Annotated in this window: 18 protein-coding genes and 1 pseudogene; 17 read left to right on the forward strand and 2 right to left on the reverse strand. The window is 39.9% G+C overall.

Translation table 11 applies throughout. The features are described 5' to 3' along the window. Together ABP870_RS08220 and ABP870_RS08225 are read right to left on the reverse strand one after the other, a co-directional pair. Nucleotides 1–231 (reverse strand): heavy-metal-associated domain-containing protein, encoded by a 231-nt coding sequence (locus ABP870_RS08220; RefSeq protein ID WP_350014962.1) that lies wholly within the window; start codon nucleotides 229–231, stop codon nucleotides 1–3. Nucleotides 232–266: 35 nt separating this feature from the next. Continuing rightward, nucleotides 267–2,153 (reverse strand): heavy metal translocating P-type ATPase, encoded by a 1,887-nt coding sequence (locus ABP870_RS08225; protein ID WP_350014963.1) that lies wholly within the window; start codon nucleotides 2,151–2,153, stop codon nucleotides 267–269. Nucleotides 2,154–2,337: 184 nt separating this feature from the next. Here ABP870_RS08225 and ABP870_RS08230 point away from each other — a divergent pair, with 184 nt between their 5' ends. The 17 genes and pseudogenes from ABP870_RS08230 to ABP870_RS08310 all read left to right on the forward strand — a co-directional run. Next, nucleotides 2,338–3,090 carry a DeoR/GlpR family DNA-binding transcription regulator gene (locus ABP870_RS08230; RefSeq protein ID WP_350014964.1) on the forward strand — a complete coding sequence of 251 codons (753 nt, stop codon included), beginning with the start codon at nucleotides 2,338–2,340 and terminating at the stop codon, nucleotides 3,088–3,090. After that, nucleotides 3,087–3,998, forward strand: a complete 912-nt coding sequence (gene pfkB / locus ABP870_RS08235) for a 1-phosphofructokinase (protein WP_350014965.1) — start codon at nucleotides 3,087–3,089, stop codon at nucleotides 3,996–3,998. The genes ABP870_RS08230 and pfkB overlap by 4 nt, the downstream gene beginning before the upstream one ends. Further along, entirely contained in the window at nucleotides 3,995–5,974 is a 1,980-nt protein-coding gene (locus tag ABP870_RS08240) for a PTS fructose transporter subunit IIABC (protein WP_350014966.1), read from the forward strand. Before pfkB ends, ABP870_RS08240 begins: the two co-directional genes overlap by 4 nt. A gap of 869 nt (nucleotides 5,975–6,843) precedes the next feature. Beyond that, complete coding sequence (locus tag ABP870_RS08245) at nucleotides 6,844–7,710, forward strand: fructose PTS transporter subunit IIA (RefSeq protein WP_350014967.1); 867 nt, start codon at nucleotides 6,844–6,846, stop codon at nucleotides 7,708–7,710. A gap of 103 nt (nucleotides 7,711–7,813) precedes the next feature. Continuing rightward, nucleotides 7,814–8,404, forward strand: coding sequence for a glucosaminidase domain-containing protein (locus ABP870_RS08250; protein WP_405054648.1), 591 nt, complete (start codon nucleotides 7,814–7,816; stop codon nucleotides 8,402–8,404). A gap of 116 nt (nucleotides 8,405–8,520) precedes the next feature. Beyond that, nucleotides 8,521–9,042, forward strand: coding sequence for a hypothetical protein (locus ABP870_RS08255; RefSeq protein ID WP_350014968.1), 522 nt, complete (start codon nucleotides 8,521–8,523; stop codon nucleotides 9,040–9,042). A 63-nt stretch (nucleotides 9,043–9,105) separates the two neighbouring features. Then, entirely contained in the window at nucleotides 9,106–9,486 is a 381-nt protein-coding gene (locus tag ABP870_RS08260; protein WP_350014969.1) for a DUF1149 family protein, read from the forward strand. Beyond that, nucleotides 9,486–10,334, forward strand: coding sequence for a DegV family protein (locus ABP870_RS08265; protein ID WP_350014970.1), 849 nt, complete (start codon nucleotides 9,486–9,488; stop codon nucleotides 10,332–10,334). Before ABP870_RS08260 ends, ABP870_RS08265 begins: the two co-directional genes overlap by 1 nt. A 115-nt stretch (nucleotides 10,335–10,449) precedes the next feature. Further along, nucleotides 10,450–11,217 (forward strand): 4-hydroxy-tetrahydrodipicolinate reductase, encoded by a 768-nt coding sequence (gene dapB, locus ABP870_RS08270; protein WP_350014971.1) that lies wholly within the window; start codon nucleotides 10,450–10,452, stop codon nucleotides 11,215–11,217. Continuing rightward, nucleotides 11,217–12,419, forward strand: coding sequence for a CCA tRNA nucleotidyltransferase (locus ABP870_RS08275; protein WP_350014972.1), 1,203 nt, complete (start codon nucleotides 11,217–11,219; stop codon nucleotides 12,417–12,419). The genes dapB and ABP870_RS08275 overlap by 1 nt, the downstream gene beginning before the upstream one ends. A 47-nt stretch (nucleotides 12,420–12,466) precedes the next feature. After that, nucleotides 12,467–14,338, forward strand: coding sequence for an ABC-F family ATP-binding cassette domain-containing protein (locus ABP870_RS08280; protein ID WP_350014982.1), 1,872 nt, complete (start codon nucleotides 12,467–12,469; stop codon nucleotides 14,336–14,338). A 14-nt stretch (nucleotides 14,339–14,352) separates the two neighbouring features. Beyond that, nucleotides 14,353–15,720, forward strand: coding sequence for an MATE family efflux transporter (locus ABP870_RS08285; RefSeq protein WP_350014973.1), 1,368 nt, complete (start codon nucleotides 14,353–14,355; stop codon nucleotides 15,718–15,720). Between the two features lie 3 nt (nucleotides 15,721–15,723). Further along, nucleotides 15,724–16,203: a GNAT family N-acetyltransferase gene (locus ABP870_RS08290; RefSeq protein WP_350014974.1), complete on the forward strand. Its 480-nt coding sequence runs from the start codon at nucleotides 15,724–15,726 to the stop codon at nucleotides 16,201–16,203. Nucleotides 16,204–16,243: 40 nt separating this feature from the next. Further along, nucleotides 16,244–17,986 (forward strand): ABC transporter ATP-binding protein, encoded by a 1,743-nt coding sequence (locus tag ABP870_RS08295; RefSeq protein WP_350014975.1) that lies wholly within the window; start codon nucleotides 16,244–16,246, stop codon nucleotides 17,984–17,986. Continuing rightward, the gene (locus tag ABP870_RS08300; protein WP_350014976.1) at nucleotides 17,986–19,758 is read left to right on the forward strand and encodes an ABC transporter ATP-binding protein; all 1,773 of its coding nucleotides are present in this window, start codon (nucleotides 17,986–17,988) and stop codon (nucleotides 19,756–19,758) included. Before ABP870_RS08295 ends, ABP870_RS08300 begins: the two co-directional genes overlap by 1 nt. Nucleotides 19,759–20,562: 804 nt before the next feature. Then, entirely contained in the window at nucleotides 20,563–21,399 is an 837-nt protein-coding gene (gene licT / locus ABP870_RS08305; RefSeq protein WP_350014977.1) for a BglG family transcription antiterminator LicT, read from the forward strand. Nucleotides 21,400–21,487: 88 nt separating this feature from the next. Beyond that, nucleotides 21,488–21,821 (forward strand): annotated as a pseudogene (locus ABP870_RS08310) (transposase); the annotation flags it as partial.

Raw genomic sequence — 21,821 nt, forward strand, 5'->3', positions numbered from 1 at the left:
TTAAGCAGATACTTTCGTTTTTAAAACCTTATAACCAATCGTTTCAATGGCAGCGGCAATCGTTTTAGCATCGGTTAATTTTTCATCAAATCGTAGCTTAGCTTTGCTAGCATTGAAAAGTACTTTAATACTGCTTTGATCGACGCCATCAACGTGACTAATGGCTGCTTTAATTTTTTCCATGCATGAGGGGCAGGCTAATTCTTCTAATTGAATGACTAATTGTGACATAGGATTACCTTCTTTCTTTTTGATTAGTTTACCAATTATTTACTCTTGCTTCCTTGATAAGTATCAAGTTTTTTTGATTTTCCAAATCTTAGGAGGCGCATACCGTTTAAAATAACCACTAAAATACTAGCTTCGTGGACAAACATACCGACGGTCATGCTGACCCAATCGCTAGCCAGTAACCCGGTCAGAAGAACGGCTACAACAAGGAGGGCTATGGCAATATTTTCTTGCATGTTACGATTGGTTGCTTTGCTGAGTTGATGGGCAAGCGGAAGACGTGTAAGATTGTCTTGCATGAGTATTAAATCAGCAGTTTCCATTGCGACATCTGTACCGCCACCCATGGCAATGCCAAGATCAGCGCGTGTGATTGAAGGGCTATCATTAACCCCATCACCGACAAAAATGACCTTATGTCCCTGATCTTGTAATTGACGGATGTATTTTTCCTTGTCTTGAGGTAGGAGATTTCCCATAACGGTTTGAATGCCAGCTTCTCTAGCCATGAGTTCAGCTGTTTCTTGTTGGTCACCTGATAACATAGCAATCTGTTTAAAACCTTGTTTTTTCAAGGCTTGAATGACTTGTGGCGCTTCCGGTCTCAAAGCATCTTTGATGCCTAGTGCTAAAAGGATTTGGCCATCTAAAGCATAAAGCACGATAGAATGTCCTGTTTGAGACAGTGTGGTAACAGTTTTTTTCACTTGACTAGGCAATTTGATCTGTTTTTCCTGCATGAGCCAAGCGTTTCCAACTAAAATCGTATGCTGATCAATGGTAGCTGACAGCCCCCCGCCTCTAATCGTTTCCAAATGTTCGACATCATAGGTTCTTTCTACGGAGATATCATTTATAATCGCTTGAGCTAAAGGATGTTGAGATTCTTTTTCTAGACTAACGAGATAAGCCCACTGGGTTTTTGATACCTCTGTAAACCTTTCAATGGCATTCACACGAGGTTTTCCTTGAGTTAGGGTACCTGTTTTATCAAAAAGGATGGTATCTGCCTTACTAAAGGTTGACATGGCTTCACTTCCTTTAAAGAGAATACCCTGTTTGGCCCCATTTCCAATACCAGCGACTGTTGAAACAGGAACCCCAATAACTAAAGCACCTGGACAACCTAATACCAAAATGGTGATGGCTAATTCTGTATTTTTAGTGATGATAAAGGTTAAGAGGGCTAACAGGAGAACCAGCGGTGTATAGTATTTTGAGAAACTGTTGATAAACTTTTCAGTATTGGTTTTAGAATCTTGAGCTTCCTCTACCAGTTCGATAATTTTTCCAAAAACAGTATCCTCACCAACTTTTTGTGCGATGATGGTGATACTGCCATTTTCGAGAATGCTTCCAGCAAATACTTGATCTCCCACTTCTTTTTTGAGTAAATCGGATTCTCCAGTAATGCTAGCTTGGTTAAGATAGGCACTACCAGAAAGGATTTGTCCATCAACAGGAACCTTATCTCCCGTTCTAACCAGAAGGTTTTGCCCTTCTTCAACGTCTTCGCTGGGAATTTCTTTTATCTGGCCATTGTCTAAAATCAATCTTGCTTTTTCGGGGGCTAGATCAAGTAATTCTTTGATAGCAGATCTCGTTTTTCTCAAGGTTCTTTGTTCAAGGAATGCTCCTAAGAGAAAGAGAAAAGCGACCATTGCTGACTCTTCGTAATTTTGAATCAGAAAGGCACCAATGATGGCAATGGAAACCAAAATATCGATAGAAACAACCTTGATTTTGAGAGATTGATAGGCCTGGATGAGAATGGGCAGAGCTCCTAAAATAGAAGCTAAAAGTAGCAACAGTTGCGAGAGATAGAGTTGCTCAAATATGAAGTGGCTGATAAAACCTGCACTAATAAGTACAGCCATAATCATCAATAGCTGTTTTTTTTGCTTTAAAATAATACCTGTCATCATGTCTCCTTTCTTTTGTCTTAACTATATCAAGTGATGCAAAAAAAATAATTGATACATCTCAAGAAATAGGAAAATTATGAAAAAGAATGAAAATGATAGAAAGTGACAGAAAATGATTGTTTTGTATTGACCTATTCTCAAAAAAGAGTATAATGATAACCGTAAACGATTGCAGAAGGGGGTGGTTGCCATCTTAAAAACAGAAAGAAAGCGGCTGATTATGGAGAAAATAGCTCTCGATGATTATGTTGTTTTAGAGGATTTGGTTGAGCTATTAGACACATCAGAATCAACAGTAAGGCGAGATTTAGACGAATTGGAAGCGCAAGGGAAGCTCCATCGTGTCCATGGTGGTGCTGAAAAAATACATACTCTTCAAGACGAACCCAATATTCGTCAGAAATCTATCAAAAACATTCAAGAAAAAAAAGCCTTAGTCCAAAAAGCTGCAGAACTCGTGCAAGATGGCGATGTGATTTTTCTGGATGCGGGTTCAACAACGGAACTTTTGATTCCATTGTTGAATCAAGAGGGACTGACTGTTGTTACCAATGCTATTCATCATGCGGCTAAGCTTGTGGATAAAAACATCAAAACCTTAATTATTGGTGGTTTTATTAAAAATACAACAGATGCTAGTGTGGGACAAATTGCGGTAGAGCAAGTGCAACGCCTTAATTTTGACAAAGCATTCTTGGGAATGAATGGTATTGATGAAGAGCATATCACAACACCTGAGATGGAAGAAGCTGTTGTAAAGCGCAGCATAATTGCTAGCGCTAAAAAAGCTTATATTCTAACCGATTCTTCTAAATTAGGGCATGCATCATTTATTAATGTCGCTTCGCTTAAAGATGTCACTATTATCACTAATCATTGTGATCACCCTCTTTTGCCAACGATCAAAGAAAAGACAGGAGTTATTGAAGTATGATTTATACCGTTACCTTAAATCCGTCTATTGATTATATTGTTCGCCTTGATGCTGTCGAGGTTGGACAGGTTAATCGTATGGACAGTGATGATAAGTTCGCTGGCGGTAAAGGGATCAATGTCAGCCGTGTTTTGAAACGTTTGGACATTGATAATACTGCCACAGGATTTATTGGTGGATTTACTGGCCGATTTATCACAGATGAATTGGAAAAAGAAGGTATCACAACAGCCTTTGTTCCAGTATCGCAAGATACGCGAATCAATGTTAAAATCAAAGCGGACCAAGAAACAGAAATTAACGGTACGGGACCTGTTATCGCAAAGCAGGAATTGGAAGCCTTGAAGGATCAGTTAGCCCACTTAACGGCTGAAGATGTTGTCGTCTTTGCTGGTTCTGCGCCAAGTAATCTAGGAAACCAAGTTTATACAGAACTTTTGCCAATTGCTAAAGCATCTGGTGCAGCTATCGTCTGTGACTTTGAAGGGCAAACCCTTCTCGATTCGCTTGCCTATCAACCACTTTTGGTGAAACCTAACAACCACGAACTAGAAGCTATCTTTGATGTTACCTTAGAATCACTTGATGAAATCGAAAAATATGCCCGTAAAATTCTTGATAAAGGGGCGAAAAATGCTTTGATTTCAATGGCTGGGGATGGTGCTCTTCTAGTGACTGAAGAAGCAGCATACTTTGCTAAACCCATTAAAGGTCAAGTGAAGAACTCTGTTGGTGCTGGTGATTCGATGGTAGCAGGCTTTACTGGTGAATTCGTTAAATCAGGAGATGCCCTTGAAGCTCTCAAATGGGGAGTTGCTTGTGGCACGGCGACAACGTTCTCAGATGACTTAGCAAGCATTGACTTTATAAAAGAAACTTATGAAAAAGTAGAGGTAGAAAAAAGATGAAAATTCAAGACTTATTGAACAAAAATGTCATGATCTTGGACCTTCAAGCAGGCACTAAAGAAGCTGCCATTGATGAGATGATTAACCGTTTGGTTGCAGAAGGTGTGGTCAGTGACTTTGCAACATTTAAAGAAGGCATCATGGCGCGTGAAGCCTTGACGTCTACTGGTTTGGGTGATGGTATTGCCATGCCTCACTCTAAAAACGCAGCGGTTGTAGAACCTACTGTTCTTTTCGCTAAATCAAGTTCAGGGGTTGATTATGAAGCCCTTGATGGTCAACCAACCTATCTCTTCTTTATGATTGCGGCTCCAGAAGGGGCTAACGATACTCACTTGGCAGCACTTGCGGAGTTATCGAAATACTTGATGAAGGACGGTTTTGCTGATGAATTGCGTCACATTAACACTCCTGATGGTGTGATTGCAACCTTTGATGGGGCAGAGGCTGCTGATAAAGAAGCTGAACAAGCTGATATGGCAGCACTAGCTGATGTCACTAAACTACAAGCGAGTGATCAAGACTTTATCGTTGCAGTAACAGCGTGTACGACTGGTATTGCACACACCTATATGGCAGAAGAAGCCCTTAAAAAACAAGCTGCCGAAATGGGAGTTGCTATTAAAGTAGAAACAAATGGTGCTTCAGGTGTTGGTAATAAATTAACGGCAGCTGATATTGAAAAAGCCAAAGGTGTTATCGTTGCAGCTGATAAAGCAGTTGATATGCCACGTTTCAACGGTAAACCATTGATTTCACGTCCAGTTGCTGAAGGCATTAAAAAACCTCAAGAATTAATCCAAACTATTCTTGATGGTAAAGCGGATACCTTCGTCGCTAAAGAGGGTTCACAGGCAGCAGCGTCGGAAGAAAAGACAAGCTTAGGTGGAGCTTTTTACAAACACCTTATGGGCGGTGTTTCTCAAATGTTACCATTCGTTATTGGTGGCGGTATTATGATCGCTTTAGCCTTTCTTTTGGATAATCTTCTTGGCGTGCCTAAGGATCAATTAGCTAACCTGGGGTCATACAATGAAGTGGCGGCACTCTTTAAAGCAATTGGTGGGGCAGCCTTTGGTTTCATGCTTCCAGTTCTTTCAGGTTATATTGCCTACTCTATTGCTGAAAAACCAGGTCTTGTGGCTGGTTTTGTGGCCGGTGCTATTGCTAACAGTGGTCTTGCCTTCGGTAAAGTGGCTTATGCTGCTGGTGGTGAGTCAACACTTGGACTTGCTGGTGTGTCATCAGGTTTCCTTGGTGCCCTTGTTGGTGGTTTCCTTGCTGGTGGTGTTATCTTTGTTCTTCGCAAAGCCCTTGCTGGTATGCCTCGTTCACTTGACGGTGTTCGCTCAATCCTTCTCTACCCACTTCTTGGGGTAGCAGTGACAGGATTTCTTATGCTCTTTGTTAATATTCCAATGGCTGCTATCAATACGGCACTTAATACTTTCCTTGAAAACCTTTCAGGTAGTTCAGCTATCTTAATGGGACTTCTTGTTGGTGGTATGATGGCAGTTGATATGGGTGGACCAGTTAACAAGGCTGCCTATGTCTTTGGTACAGGAACACTTGCTGCCACAGTCTCTAACGGTGGTTCAGTCGTTATGGCTGCCGTTATGGCTGGTGGTATGGTACCGCCTCTTGCGGTCTTTGTAGCAACGCTTCTCTTTAAAGATAAATTCACAGAAGAAGAACGAAACTCAGGTTTGACCAATATCGTTATGGGGCTGTCATTTATCACAGAAGGTGCTATTCCGTTTGGTGCTGCTGACCCAGCCCGTGCTATCCCAAGCTTTATCGCAGGTTCAGCCCTCACAGGTGCCCTTGTTGGTCTTGCTGGTATTAAATTGATGGCACCGCATGGTGGTATCTTCGTTATTGCCTTGACTAGTAACCCACTTCTCTACTTGTTGTTTGTTGCTATTGGTGCGGTGGTGTCAGGTGTTCTCTTCGGATTACTTCGTAACTCTAAATAATCCATTTATCAGTAGAAATAAACTAAGTGTTCTGTAAATGAGTATATGGCAAAACTTCCAGAGTCAATCTAGACTTTGGAAGTTTTGTCATCGGTAATTGGCTTATATGTTTTTAGATCACGGTAATGTGTCTCTAGAACAACCTTGTTTGTGGGAGCTTCCTTGCTAGAAAGATGATCTAGAAGACAAGTGAGCTATTTCCCAGTGTTTCAGTCATGTTGCTGACAAAACAAATGTAGCGTTGACCGTTTGGTCGGCGCTTTTTAGGTACGACAAGTATAGAGAATCTCTAGGTGAAAGGTCTCTATGGGGACTAATTTCCGATAAACACAATAGTAATTAGATCAGCTTAAAAAGCTCTGCTGCTTGGCGGCACGGTAGTCAATACTGAAATGGGCTATATCGTTATGACAATCAATTGAATTAGCTTTCAGATAGGAAATAGAAACGCGGGCAGCTTTTGAGTAAGCCAAGTCGTAAGCGATGATGTAGCGATGTTAATTCAAAAGACGATACGTGTTTGACGGTTGTTCATCATCTTTGAACCTTCGTAGTGAAACAGTGAGAAAGCTATCTATTTAAAACCAATTTGCTTCCCAAAAGGTTTGAGTACTGATTGAGAGGACTATGTTTAAGAGGGTCGCGTTAAACATTAGTTGAGATTGTCTGCTGATTGACAGGCACAGTAGTGTGAGATGGATTGGGTATTGGCTCTTACGGGGTTGAAAAAAACACAAAATGAACACGCCTTCTAGATCAGTTTTGTGATGAAACATGTTATGATAAAGAACAACAAGGGTTTTGGATTTTGCAAAACGAGCAACAAAAACTAAAGGTAATCAGTGACAATTCTCAAAGGAGGAAGCAGAATGTCAATTAAAGCATTATTACACAAAGATTTGATGATTATGGAGTTAAAAGCCGTTTCTAAAGATGTGGCTTTAGATGAAATGATTGCTAAATTAGCGGCGCATGGCATCATCCATGATAGGGATTTGTTAAAAAAGAGCATCATGGTTCGTGAAGAACAAGGGGTAACTGCGCTTGGGCAAGGCATTGCTATGCCTCATAGTAAGCATGTTGTGGTAGATAAGCCGGCAATTTTATTTGCACGATCTTCACAAGGCATTCCCTACGAGGCAGCGGATGGTCAGCCTGTTGATCTTTTCTTTATGGTGGTAGCTCCCAGTGACGCAGAAGAGGTGTCATTAGAAGCCATTGCAGATTTATCAAACTATTTGGCTAAAGACGGTTTTGCGGAGCGGTTGCGCCAAGCAAATTCAGAACATGATGTTTTAACACTGTTTGATGATTTTTCAAAGGTCAATAAGGCAGAAGCAACGACAAAGAAAGTCAATCATTCTGGTGATTTTATCGTTGCTGTCACAGCATGTGCTACTGGTTTGATTCATACCTATATGGCTGAAGAAGCCCTTAAAAAAGCGGCTACTAATAAGGGAATGACTATCAAGGTTGAGACAAATGGTGCCAGTGGCCGTAAGAATGTTTTGACGGCTGATGACATTTCACAAGCTAAAGGGATTATTATCGCTTCTGATAAGGAAATTGATTTAGAACGTTTTGCAGGTAAAAAGCTTATCAGTCGTTCCGTTGTTGACGGTATTAAATCAGCTGATGACCTCATTGAACGCTTATATACAGATGAAGCACAGGTAGTCGAAGCAAAGGAAGCCTCATTAAAAGACAAATTAACGCAGACGTTGTTTGGAAAGTAAAATCATTGCAATAATCAGATGAGCTGGTCTTGTCTGGTTTTTAGTTTGTCTTCTTTTTCACTTATGCTAAAATAATGGAGACTTGATATGGGAGGTGGCAAAAGTGGCAAGACGAAGGAGAAAAAGAAAGCTTCCTATAAGAACAGTTTTACTTGCTATTGCCATGACTTTTGCGATAGTGATATTCGTCAAGCAAGTATTACCAGAAGGGACGGAGTCAGTGCCAGAATCATCAGTATCAGAGCAGTTTATTCAAGAAATTGGTCCTAAAGCCCAAGTAATCGCAAGAGACAATGATTTGTATGCTTCAGTAATGATTGCGCAAGCTATTCTGGAATCCAATAGTGGACAGTCTAGGCTTAGCCAATCACCACATTATAACTTTTTTGGGATCAAAGGTAATTATCAAGGGCAGTCGGTTGCTTTGGAAACCTGGGAGGATGATGGTCAAGGAAATCCTTATACCATAACGGCAGACTTTCGTTCGTATGGTAGTTTAGAAAATAGCTTGGAAGACTATGCTCAATTTTTAGACCGAGATTTTTACCGGGCAGTGCATAAGAGTAATACTCTATCCTATCATGATGCTACCAAGGCATTGACAGGAACTTATGCGACAGACACTTCCTATGGTAGGAAACTCAACAATCTCATAGAAACCTATCAACTGACAAAGTATGATTCACTTTGGTAATCAGTTATCTCGGTAAAGGCTTCTCTCTTTTTGAGGAATGATAGCGTATGAAAGAGTGCTATCAGCAAGTAGTTCCATTCTAGTTTATTCCTATGCTTTTTGATATAATAGTTGTCATGAAAACATTAAATGAAGTTTATGGTGAACATGCTGAAATGCCCTTTATTTCACCAAAATATGAAGCTGAATTATTGAGAAAACCGATTGCCAAACGTCAAATGGAGAGAACTGAAGAAGGTTTTCTTCCGGGACATATTATTCTATTGTGGCGGATTCAGTTTGGGACTTATACCACAAAAAGCCCTCACCATAAATATTTTTATACCACTTATGGTATTGATGCACAAAAAGAGTTAGAAGATCTTATTTCAAAAAGCTATGTTCGCATCAACTCAGCTTTTGAATCCATCAAGCTTGTCTCGGCACCTATTGTGAAGGATTTTCTAAAAACAAAAGAAGTCAAGGGTTTGAGTAAGATGAAGCGATCTGACTTGGATGCGGCGCTGAAACAAGAGTTCACGGAAGAAGAGTTAGGCGGCTTGTTTGAGGAGCGGGCTTATAGTCTGACCCAGAGTGGCGAAGATTTATTAGCTAAATACCCTGATATTGTGGCCAAACACCCCCAGAAGAAGTATTAGTAAACTTTTATTTTATAAGAGCATGTGCTATAATAATCCTAATTGTATCTAGAGGAGAAAACTATGGAAATCATACGCGAAAAAGAATTTGTTAATCAATACCACTACAATGCCCGTAACTTGGAATGGGAAAAGGAAAATGGAACACCAAAAACGAATTTTGAAGTGACCTTCCAGCTGATTGAAAAGAATGTTGAGAAAAACGAGACAACCATTGTGGCTGTTCTACAATTTACGATTGTTCGTGATGAATTTATGATTTCTGGCGTTGTTTCTCAAATGGTTCATATCAAAAATCGTATTGTCAATGAACCAAAAGAATTTTCTCAAAAAGAAGTTGAGTCACTAGCAGCTCCTCTTCTTGACGTGGTTAAACGTATGACTTATGAAGTAACTGAAATTGCTTTGGATCGTCCAGGTGTTAAATTGGAGTTTAATAGTTAATGAAATTAGCAGTAGTAACAGATAGTTCAGCAGCTCTTCCACAGTCGATTGAGGGGCATGCTGATCTGTTTTGTTTAGATATACCTGTCGCTATTGATGGTCAGACTTATGTGGAAAGCCGAAAGTTGACCATGTCAGATTTTTATGAAAAAATGGCTGCCAATGAGGAATTGCCAAAGACCAGTCAGCCGAGTTTGGCAGAGTTCGATGATCTTTTAATGACCTTGCAGTCCAACAATTATACTCATGTTATTGGTCTCTTTTTATCGAGTGGTATCTCTGGTTTTTGGGCTAATAGTCAGTTTCTAAAAAACGAATATAGCGATCTTGTGTTAGCAATTCCTGATACAAAAATCACTTCCGCACCGCAGGGGCAAATGGTAGAGACTGCCTTGACCTTAGCGCAGGAAGGGTATGACTTTAACCGTATTTTAGAGAAGCTAAATGAGCAGATCGCGGGGACGAAAGCTTTTATCCTAGTTGATGATTTAAATCATCTAGTCAAAGGAGGACGCTTATCAAATGGCTCAGCCCTACTGGGCAATCTGTTGTCTATTAAGCCAATCCTTTATTTCAATGAGCAAGGTGTGATCGAAGTTTTTGAAAAAGTTCGTACTGAGAAAAAAGCGATCAAGCGCTTGGTAGAGATAATCAAAGAAGAGACATCTGATGGTGATTTCAATGTCGCTATTATCCATGCTAATGCTGAAGATAAGGCAAAAGAGTTGTATCAACACCTAAAAGAGTCTGGTTTTGACGAGACCTTATCCATTGTGCCTTTTGGTAGTGTGATTGCAACGCATGTTGGTGAAGGGGCTATTGCTTTTGGGGTTACTCCAAAAGTTTAATGTTACAAAAAAGATAGTCTCGATGTGAATGAGTAGTTTGGGGAAGTTGAGGTTTTCTGTAATGTCAGAAAAAAACTCACTCCCTTTTTAAGAAGATAGAAATAGGAGACTGAGGATGGCTATTAAAGTGATTGTTGCCGGCTTTAAAGGACGTATGGGATCTACTGCAGTTGAGATGGTCAAATCAGATAAAGAGCTTGAATTAGCCGCTTTATTGGATCCTTTTGCGACTGAAAAGGCTCTTGATGGCGTACCTGTTTTTAATGATAAGCTAGAATTAGCCGGATTTGAAGCCGATGTTTGGGTTGATTTTACCATGCCTAAGGTAGCCTATGAGAACACACGTTTTGCCTTGGAAAATGGATTTGCTCCAGTTGTGGGGACAACAGGATTTACAGAAGAACAAATAGCAGAATTGGTGGCTCTTTCTTCTGAAAAGGCACTTGGTGGCTTGATTGCACCCAATTTTGCCATTGGTGCCATTCTTTTGATGGAATTTGCAGCTAAGGCGGCACAGTATTTCCCAGATTTGGAGATTATTGAACTACACCACGATAAGAAAAAAGATGCTCCTTCTGGGACAGCGATTAAAACAGCAGAATTAATTGCAGAAAGTCGTCAGTCTAAGTCACAGGGGGCAGCTGACGAAGAAGAATTGCTAAAAGGCGCTCGTGGTGCTGAGTACGATGGTTTCCGCATTCACAGTGTTCGTTTACCTGGTCTTGTTGCCCATCAAGAAGTCATCTTTGGTGCCCAAGGAGAAGGTCTGAGTCTACGTCATGATTCCTATGATCGTTCTTCTTTCATGAGTGGTGTCAATTTAGGTATAAAAGAAGTGGTAACACGTCATCAACTGGTTTATGGATTGGAAAAATTACTCTAATGAAGTTAGAAAAACTACCAATTGAGTTTGAGGAGGCCCTGCCTCTCCTCGAGAAGATTAAAAAGGCTGGTTTTGAAGCCTATTTTGTCGGTGGGTCGGTTCGCGATGTCTTGCTAGATCGTCCTATCCATGATGTGGATATTGCGACCTCGTCTTATCCCGAAGAGACCAAAGCTATTTTTGAACGTACGGTTGATGTTGGGATTGAACATGGGACAGTTTTGGTTTTAGAAAATGGTCATGAATATGAAATGACTACTTTTAGAACTGAGGATGTCTATGTGGATTATCGCAGACCATCAAGTGTTTCTTTTGTTCGTTCTTTAAAAGAGGATTTGAAACGTCGCGACTTCACAGTCAACGCCTTTGCTTTAAATGAAGATCGTGAGGTTATCGATCTATTTGATGGGTTAACCGACTTGGAAAATCGTGTACTGCGTGCAGTGGGCATTGCTTCAGAACGTTTTAACGAGGATGCTTTGCGTATCATGCGGGGGATTCGCTTTTCAGCTAGTCTTGATTTTGATATTGACAAACAAACTTTAGCAGCTATGTCAGCTTGTGCGCCGCTTTTGGAAAAAATCTCTGTTGAACGTAGTTTTATTGAATTCGATAAATTATTGATGGCGCCACATTGGTCAAAAGGTTTGGATGCCTTGATAGCTACCGGTGCTTATGATTATCTCCCTGACTTTCAAGGGACTGCCTCTAAGTGGCGAGCCTTCCAAACCTTAATTAAAAAAGATTATCAATTTCTAAGTTCAGAGCAAGCTTGGACAGCCGTGATGATTGTTTTAGCTATTGCTCAGCCTAAGGGATTTTTGAAAAAATGGAAAACATCCGTTCAGTTTCAAAAAAGGGTGACTCAGATGATTGAGGTTTTTCAATCACGACAATCATCGCCCTTGACTAGCTGGCAGGTCTATCAATATGGTAAGGAGCTCATCCAAGAGGTGGAAGCCTTGAGGACAGCATTTGGAATGGAAGCGGACTTTGAGAGGTTAGCAAAGCTAGATCAAGACTTGCTTATCCATGACAAACATGACATCGTTGTCAATGGTGGAATCCTCATGTCTGAATTAAACTTGAAACCAGGACCCGATTTGGGGAGAATGCTTAATCAAGTTGAGCAAGCCATTGTTAAGGGAGAACTTTTCAATGACAAAGAGGCTATTTTTAATTTTGTCAAAAATAAGATATAAATAAGAGGAGGCCTTGCCTCCTTTTGGTACGTAGAAAAGGGTATAAAATGAGTGATTTTATTGTTGAACAATTAACCAAATCTGTGGGAGATAAGACTGTTTTTAAGGATATTTCCTTTATTATTCATGATTTGGACCGTATTGGGATTATTGGGGTTAATGGTACGGGAAAAACAACCCTTTTAGATGTTATCTCTGAAAAGTTAGGTTTTGATGGCGATGTGTCACCATTTATCAAAGCAAATGGTTATAAGATATCCTACTTAACACAGGAACCTGAATTTGATGATAGTAAAACGGTTTTAGATACGGTCTTGTCATCTGATTTGCGCGAGATGCGCTTGATTCGTGATTATGAGACAATCATGGCTAATTATGCAGAAGATAGGCAGGCTGAACTTGAAAAAGTCATGTCAGAGATGGATTCTCTGGATGCTTGGACCATCGAAAGTGAGGTCAAAACAGTTCTTTCCAAACTTGGCATTGATGATTTGGCACAAAAAGTGGCTGATTTATCAGGTGGCCTTCGCCGTCGTGTGCAATTGGCACAAGTCTTACTTGGAGATGCGGATTTATTGTTATTAGACGAGCCAACCAACCATTTGGACATTGATACGATTGCTTGGTTAACTAACTTTTTGACTAATACTAAAAAGACTGTCCTTTTTATCACGCATGATCGTTATTTTTTAGATAATGTGGCAACGCGTATCTTCGAATTGGCAGATAGTAATCTGACGGAATATCAGGGTAACTACCAAGATTATGTACGTCTGCGTGCCGAACAAGACGAGCGTGATGTGGCTGCCATGCATAAGAAAAAACAGCTTTACAAACAAGAATTGGCCTGGATGCGCACCCAGCCCCAAGCTCGCGCGACTAAGCAACAAGCACGTATCAACCGTTTTCAAGAATTGAAAAAAGATGTTCATCAGGATACTAGTTCGGAAGGTTTGGAAATTAATTTTGAAACCAGTCGTATCGGGAAAAAAGTTATTAATTTTGAACATGTGGATTTTTCCTACGGTGGTAGCAAACCCATTCTTTCTAACTTTAACCTGATTATCCAAAATAAGGATCGTATTGGGATTGTTGGGGACAATGGGGTTGGGAAGTCAACACTTCTTAACTTGATGACGGGTGATTTGACCCCAACGGCTGGTAAGTTAGCTATCGGTGAAACGATTCGAATTGGCTATTTCTCGCAACAAATTAAGGATATGGATGAGAGCAAGCGTGTGATTTCATACCTACAAGAAGTGGCAGATGAGGTCAAAACAACAGTGGGGACAACTAGTGTTAGTGAGCTCTTGGAACAATTTCTTTTTCCTCGTTCAACACACGGCACTCAGATTGCTAAATTATCAGGGGGTGAGAAAAAACGCCTGTATCTTTTGAAGATTTTGATCGAAAAGCCCAATGTTCTGCTTCTAGACGAACCAACTAATGATTTGGATATTGCAACCCTAACCGTTTTAGAGAATTTCCTATCAGGATTTGCTGGACCGGTCATTACAGTTAGTCATGACCGATACTTCTTAGATAAGGTTGCTAATAAAATTCTGGCTTTTGAAAATGGTGATATTAGAGCTTTTTATGGTAATTACACGGATTATCTTGATGAAAAGGCCTTTGAAGCTAACAGCTCTGCCATGCTCGCCAAATCACAAGCGCCGAAGACGGAAAAAACGCGCCAAGAAAAGAAACGCATGTCTTATTTTGAAAAGCAAGAGTGGGCAAGTATCGAGGACGACATTGCCCAGTTAGAGGAAGCCATTGAGGCTATTGAGGCTGCTATGTTAGAGAATGCCAGCGATTATGGTGAATTGGCGATCTTACAGCGTGACTTAGATAATAAAAATGAAGCGCTACTTGAAAAATATGAGCGTTATGAGTATTTGAGTGAGTTAGACGACTAAGACAAGGGGAGATTATGCACCAAACAGACAATCTAAAGGAGAAAATTAGCTTATTCCTCAAGCTTTTTTTCCCTATTTTAATTTATCAATTTGCCAATTTTTCGGCAACCTTCATTGATACCATGATGACAGGTAAGTATCGTACTGTTGACTTGGCAGGTGTTTCTATGGCGGGGAGTCTCTGGAATCCTTTCTTTACCTTGTTAACGGGGATTGTGTCAGCCTTGGTCCCCATTATCGGACAACACTTGGGACAGCGACATCTTCATAAAGTCAAAGACGATTTCCATCAGTTTATCTATATTGCTTTGATGTTGTCAGCAGTCCTTTGGCTTATCGTTCATTTTGGAGCCATTCCAGCTCTAACGCATTTTAATCTAGAACCATCTGTTGTACGGGTTGGACAAGGTTATTTGTCTTTTATTTCAATGGGGATATTGCCCTTACTTTTATTTAGTGTCTGCCGGTCTTTCTTTGATTCTTTGGGTTTGACCAAGTTGTCCATGTACCTCATGTTGCTCTTGCTACCCTTTAATTCTTTTTTCAACTATATCTTGATCTATGGAAAACTAGGCCTTCCTCAGATGGGGGGAGCAGGTGCAGGGCTTGGAACAGCCTTGGCTTATTGGTTGCTCTTACTAGTGGTAATAGCTGTCATGGCTGTTCATCCGACAATCAAGTCTTTTCAAGTTTGGCAGTGGACGGCACCAAATAAACAATTAATGAAACAAGGTTTCTTGCTCGGTCTACCAATTGGTTTGCAAATTTTTGCGGAAGTGGCTATTTTTGCAACGGTTAGCTTGTTCATGGCTAAATTTTCAACAGAGATTATTTCAGCCCACCAGTCAGCCATGAATTTCACGACCCTTCTCTATGCTTTTCCGCTTAGCATTTCAATCACTATGCCGATTGCCATTTCCTTTGAGATTGGAGCAGGGAATTACAAGGCAGCTCGTGAGTTTGCTAAAATTGGGCGTTTGACAGCTATGGTTTTTGCGGTCGTGACATTGACTTTCTTGTATTTTTTCAGGACTCAAGTGGCCTATCTCTATGGTTCGGGTGATAGTTTTATCAGGGTGACAACAGAGTTCTTGATTTACGCCTTTTTCTTCCAACTGGCTGACGCTTTTGCGGCACCTATTCAAGGAATTTTACGTGGTTACAAGGACACCACCTACCCATTTGTTATTGGTGTTTCAGCTTATTGGGCTGTTGCTCTTCCGGTAGGCTGGTTACTTGATTTAACGACAACTTTAGGTCCCAAGGCCTACTGGATTGGACTAATCTCCGGCCTCTTTTCTTGTGGTATGCTCTTGCGCTTACGCTTGGCAGTCATTGAGAAGCGTTATAAAGCTGGTAATCCCTTGGAGAGAGTGGTGTAAGGTATGATGATTAGACCGATTCAGTCTGCAGATAATGCTCAGATGGCGGAGATTATTCGTGCTAGTTTAAAAGCAGTAGGGTTAGATAAACCGGGGACGGCCTATTTTGATCCTTCATTAGATGATCTGGCTGGTGCTTATCATCAAGATACTAAGTCAGCTTATCTTATTGCTTGTGACAATGATTGTATTCTAGGTGGCGCAGGCTTTGGCAAAATCACTGAAACTACTTGTGAACTTCAAAAACTTTATGTTACTGAAAAAGCTAGAAACAAGGGGATTGGCCGCCGTTTATTGGAACAAGTCATCTGCTTAGCTAGGAAAGCGGATTATGATAACATGTATTTAGAAACGACAGACGTTCTAGCACAAGCTGTTAATCTATATGAAAGTCTGGGTTTTGAGCAATTAGATAGCCCATTGGCTAATGATAATGGTCATCATGCGATGACTATTTGGATGTTGAAAGATTTGAAAAAGTAGTATTTGTTTAGCACGATAGCTAAACTAGAAAAGGAAAGATATGGCATTAATTTGGTCTTATTTAAAAAAATACCCTAAGTGGTTATTTTTAGATATTGTAGGAGCCTTTCTCTTTGTTGTGGTCAATTTGGGCTTACCGACTATTTTGGCTAAAATGATTGACGAAGGCATTAACACGCGTGATGTTAACCAGCTTTACTTTTGGGGCTGGATGATGTTAATTGTGGTTATCTTAGGGATTGTTGGCCGGATTGTTTTGGCTTACGCCGCTGGGAAACTAACCACAACGATGATTCAAGACATGCGTAATGACATGTATGATAAACTTCAGGATTATTCTCATAGTGAGTACGATAAAATTGGGATCTCGTCTTTGGTCACGCGTATGACGAGTGATGCGTTTGTACTTATGCAATTTGCAGAACAAAGCTTACGTCTTGGTATGGTGACGCCAATGATGATGATTTTCTCAGTCGTTATGATTTTCCTGACTAGCCCATCTATGGCATGGATTGTTGCAGTATCCATTCCGTTTTTGGCCTGGGTTGTTGCTTATGTGGCTATCAAAACGAAACCCTTATCTGAAAAACAACAAAAAACACTTGATAAAATTAACCAGTACGTCCGTGAAAATCTCACTGGTCTTAGAGTCATTAGAGCCTTTGCTCGAGAATCCTTTCAAGAAGAGCGTTTTGATGGAAAAAATGAAGAATACTCAGAAACCTCTCAGTCACTCTTTATTTTGACAGGATTGACAGAACCATTATTTGTACAAATTATTATTGCGATGATTGTTGCTATTGTTTGGTTTGCCTTAGATCCTTTAAGACAAGGAACCTTGCAAATTGGTGACTTAGTTGCCTTTATCGAATACAGTTTTCACGCGCTCTTTTCCTTTCTATTGTTTGCTAATCTGTTTACCATGTATCCTCGTATGGCGGTGTCTAGTAGACGGATTCAAGAAGTCATGGATATGTCAATTTCTATCTCTAAAAATGAAGATGGCATAACAGAGACGGAAACAAGAGGCTATTTGGAATTTGACAATGTCACTTTTGCTTATCCTGGTGAGACAGAATCACCAGTGCTTCATGATATTTCCTTTAAGACTAAACCAGGTGAGACCATTGCCTTTATCGGTTCAACTGGTTCAGGAAAGTCTTCTCTGGTTAACTTGATTCCTCGTTTTTATGATGTGACATTTGGCCGTATCTTAGTGGATGGCGTTGATGTTAGGGATTATAATCTTAAAGCACTTCGTCAGAAAGTTGGGTTTATTCCACAAAAAGCGCTCCTTTTTACAGGAACTATCGGAGAAAACTTGAAATATGGTAAGGCAGATGCGACTCATCCAGAATTAGATGAAGCGAGCGATGTTGCGCAAGCTAGGGAATTTATTGAGAGTCGTGAGAAGCGGTATGAGACCCATCTAGCTGAAGGTGGTTCCAACCTGTCAGGTGGACAGAAACAGCGCTTGTCCATTGCTCGTGCCATTGTTAAAAAGCCTGATATTTATATTTTTGATGACTCATTTTCGGCGCTCGACTACAAAACGGATGCCACTCTTCGCCGTCGTTTGAAAGAAGTAACTGAAGACGCAACTGTTTTGATTGTGGCACAACGTGTTGGTACGATCATGGATGCTGATCAGATTATCGTCCTTGATGAAGGTGAGATTGTTGGCCGCGGTACGCATGATGAGTTGATGGTATCAAATGACATCTACCGAGAAATTGCCAACTCGCAGCTTAATAGTCAAAACTTAGAGGAAGGAGAAGCTTAATGACAAATCAATCCCATGTTTTTAAACGCCTTTGGTCTTATTTAAGAAAATACCAAGGGGCGGTCTATATTGCTATCTTCTTAAAAGTGATTAGCGCCATTATGAATGTGCTCGAGCCCTTTGTCTTGGGGCTTATTATTACAGAACTCACTAGCAATCTTTTGGATATTGCCAAGGGAGTTGAAGGAGCGAGTATCAATGTTAGCTACATTGCCTTTATTTTAGTGCTTTATGCTGTCCGTGCTCTCTTTTATGAAATTGGATCCTACGGTTCTAATTACTTTATGACGAAAGCGGTTCAAAAGAGTATTAAAGATTTGCGGAATGATCTCAGCCAAAAAGTCAATACCATTCCAGTGTCTTACTTTGATAAACATCAATTTGGAGATATGCTGGGTCGTTTTACCAATGATGTTGAGACGGTTTCAAATGCTTTACAACAAAGCTTTTTGCAGATTATCAATGCCTTTTTAAGCATTATCTTGGTTGTTGGTATGGTTCTTTATCTCAATTGGAAATTAGCCATGATTGTGATTATCATGATTCCTCTGACCTATATGTCAGCACAAGCAATTGTTAAAAAATCACAGCCCTATTTTAAAAAGCAAGCAGATGCTCTGGGGGCAATGAATGGTTTCGTTCAAGAAAAATTAACAGGCTTTAATGTGCTTAAACTGTATGGTCGAGAGGAAGCGTCAGCTGAGGAATTTCGTCAAATCACCCAAAATCTTCAAGAAGTTGGTTTTAAGGCTAGTTTCCTTTCAGGAATGATGATGCCTGTTCTTCATGCTATTTCAGATAGTATTTATCTGATTTTAGCCGTTTTTGGTGGGCTTCAAGTCATCTCTGGTAAATTAACGGTTGGTAATCTTCAAGCCTTTGTTCAATATACTTGGCAAATTTCTCAACCTATCCAAACGATTTCACAGTTAGCAGGCTTACTTCAAAGTGCTAAATCATCACTGGATCGTATTTTTGCAGTGCTGGATGAAACAGATGAGGCTAACGAAGTGACTGAAGTGCTTGAAGCAGATTTAACTGGTCAAGTTAGCTTTAACCATGTTGATTTCCAATACGTTGAAGGAAAACCATTGATTCGTGATTTCAACTTGGAAGTCAAACCGGGTGAGATGATTGCCATCGTTGGTCCAACCGGAGCTGGTAAGACCACGATGATCAATCTGTTAATGCGTTTTTACGATGTGACGTCAGGCTCTATCACTGTGGATGGTCACGATATTCGTCACCTGTCTCGTCAAGATTTTCGTCAGCAGTTCGGTATGGTATTACAAGACGCTTGGCTCTATGAAGGCACTATTCAAGAAAATCTTCGTTTTGGAAATCTATACGCTACTGATGAAGAGATTGTTGAAGCAGCCAAGGCTGCCAATGTGGATCACTTTATCCGTACCTTGCCTGGTGGTTATAAAACGGATATGAACCAAGAGTCAAGTAATATTTCTCAAGGTCAGAAGCAGCTTTTGACCATCGCGCGTGCTCTTTTGGCAGATCCTAAAATTTTGATTTTAGATGAAGCCACGTCATCCGTTGATACCCGCTTAGAACTCTTAATTCAAAAAGCTATGCGCCGTTTGATGCAGGGACGGACTAGCTTTGTGATTGCTCATCGTCTCTCTACCATTCAAGAAGCTGATAAAATTCTTGTTCTTAAAGATGGTCAAATCATCGAACAAGGTAATCATGATAGTCTCCTAGCTGACAAAGGATTTTATCATGATCTTTATATGAGTCAATTTGCCTCGCAAAACTAAGCTGTTTAAATCTTCTTGTTAGCCTTAGGTTTAGCTAGTATATTTCAGGCTTATTACGCGTCATGCTGCAAGACCACAGCAAGCAAACTAATTGTCGAGGAACTTACTCCAAATCATCACCTTTTTTACTTATAGGACTTAGCGTTGTGCGAATGATTAGCTACGATGCTAAGTCTTTTTAGCTATCCTTTTTGTGCTGGGTAAATGGCTGGTGCTGACTGATAGGTTTTATAGTAATGTTTCGCTTAGGCATAAAAAATAGTTTGTTGAGAGATGTTAATACTCATCCAAAATCAAAAAATAACACGATGTATCGAATAGCAAAATAAGATTCCGCAGTTTAGAGCGAACGAAGTGAGCTTGAAAGGATATTTTCGCGTAGTGGTATTATTAGTGACAGCAACACGGTCACTAATAACGGAATTTTTGAGAGCCAGACTCAAAAATTATGAATGAAACGCTGAAGGAGGGTGCTTTTGTCCGCGCTACTTAAGAAAAGATCAGAAATGTTATTTTTTGAAATTAACTAAGTATAAAGATATTCTTTAAATAACAACTTTTCCCCACAAACGCTATAAGGCATACCGTTAGTTTTAAGCACACTAACTAAAAATGAAAGTATCATCAGGCCTCTTGCCTGATCCAGTTAGAGTATTCATTAACATAATACATAATCGATTTGTCATGATAAGTCAAAACTTATCTCTAGCAGAACTTGTTTGGTGTCCTAAATTTATTTTTGTGTTTTGTCAGACTTTTCAGGATTTGTTATAATGATAACAAGGATTAGAAATGGAGCAAAGCATGATCATCGAGAAAGTTTATAACAATAATGTGATTCAAGTGACAGACGACCAAGACCAAGAATTGATTGTTATGGGACGAGGTCTTGGGTTTCAGAAAAAGATTGGTGATGAGATTGATCAATCCAAGATTGAAAAAGTGTTCGTGCTTCAAAAGGGAAAACTGTCCTCTGATTTGAGAGATTTGTATGAACAGTTACCAAACGATGAGTTAAATAGTTTTTTGCAAGCGATTGACAGTGCTGAAAAATCATTGAATGTTTCATTTAGTAGTAACATTCATTTATCGTTAACGGACCATTTGCATTTCATGTTGGCGCGGGTTAAGCAGGGGGTTACAATTTCTAATCCTTTAGCATGGGAAGTTCGCAAATTTTATCCGAAGGAATATCAGGTAGCCCAAGAAATGCTGGAGCATTTACGTGGTGATTTTACCTTACCTATTCATGATGATGAAGCGTCATCTATCGCTTTGCATTTTATCAATGCCCAATCTGAAAATGGTCATGTTAATCAATCACAACAAGCAACTCGATTAGTGATTGATATTTTAGAAATTGTTCGCTTGCATTTTGGAAAGATGGTAGCAGAAGATAGCATTTCTTACAATCGTTTTGTGACTCATCTCCAGTATTTTGCCCAGCGTGTGGTTAATGGGGTAGTTCAAGGGGCTAATGATCCTTTCTTATTTGAACAGGTTAAGCAAAATTATCCTGAAAGTTTTAGTTGTACTCAAAAAATTGCTCACTATGTTAAAGAAAATTTTGATTTTGAGATGAGCATTGATGAAAAAGTCTATTTAACCATTCATATTCAGCGCATGCAAGCAACGAGATAGCTTGAGAATGGTTGAAGGTGAATCGGTTACACTAAACTGGACAGAATTTATAAAGTGTTCTATAGTAATCAAAAACAGGAGAAAAGATATGTCTATAAAAGTACGTCGTCAATTTAGTGATGACTTTAAGCAACAAATCGTTGACCTTCACAATGCCGGTATGAAACGTAGCGAGATCATCAAAGAATATGATTTAACCCCCTCAACCTTCGACAAATGGGTCAGACAAGCCAAAACAACTGGTTCTTTCAAATCGATTGATAATCTAACAGAAGAACAACGAGAGCTAATAGCACTTAGAAAGCACAATAAAGAACTCAAAATGCAGCTAGACATCCTAAAGCAAGCGGCAGTGATTATGGCACAAAAAGGCAAATAATCACTGCTAACAAGGATAAATACAGCATTTCAGCCATGTGTCG

The organism is Streptococcus jiangjianxini (assembly GCF_040225085.1).
GTDB lineage: Bacteria > Bacillota > Bacilli > Lactobacillales > Streptococcaceae > Streptococcus > Streptococcus jiangjianxini.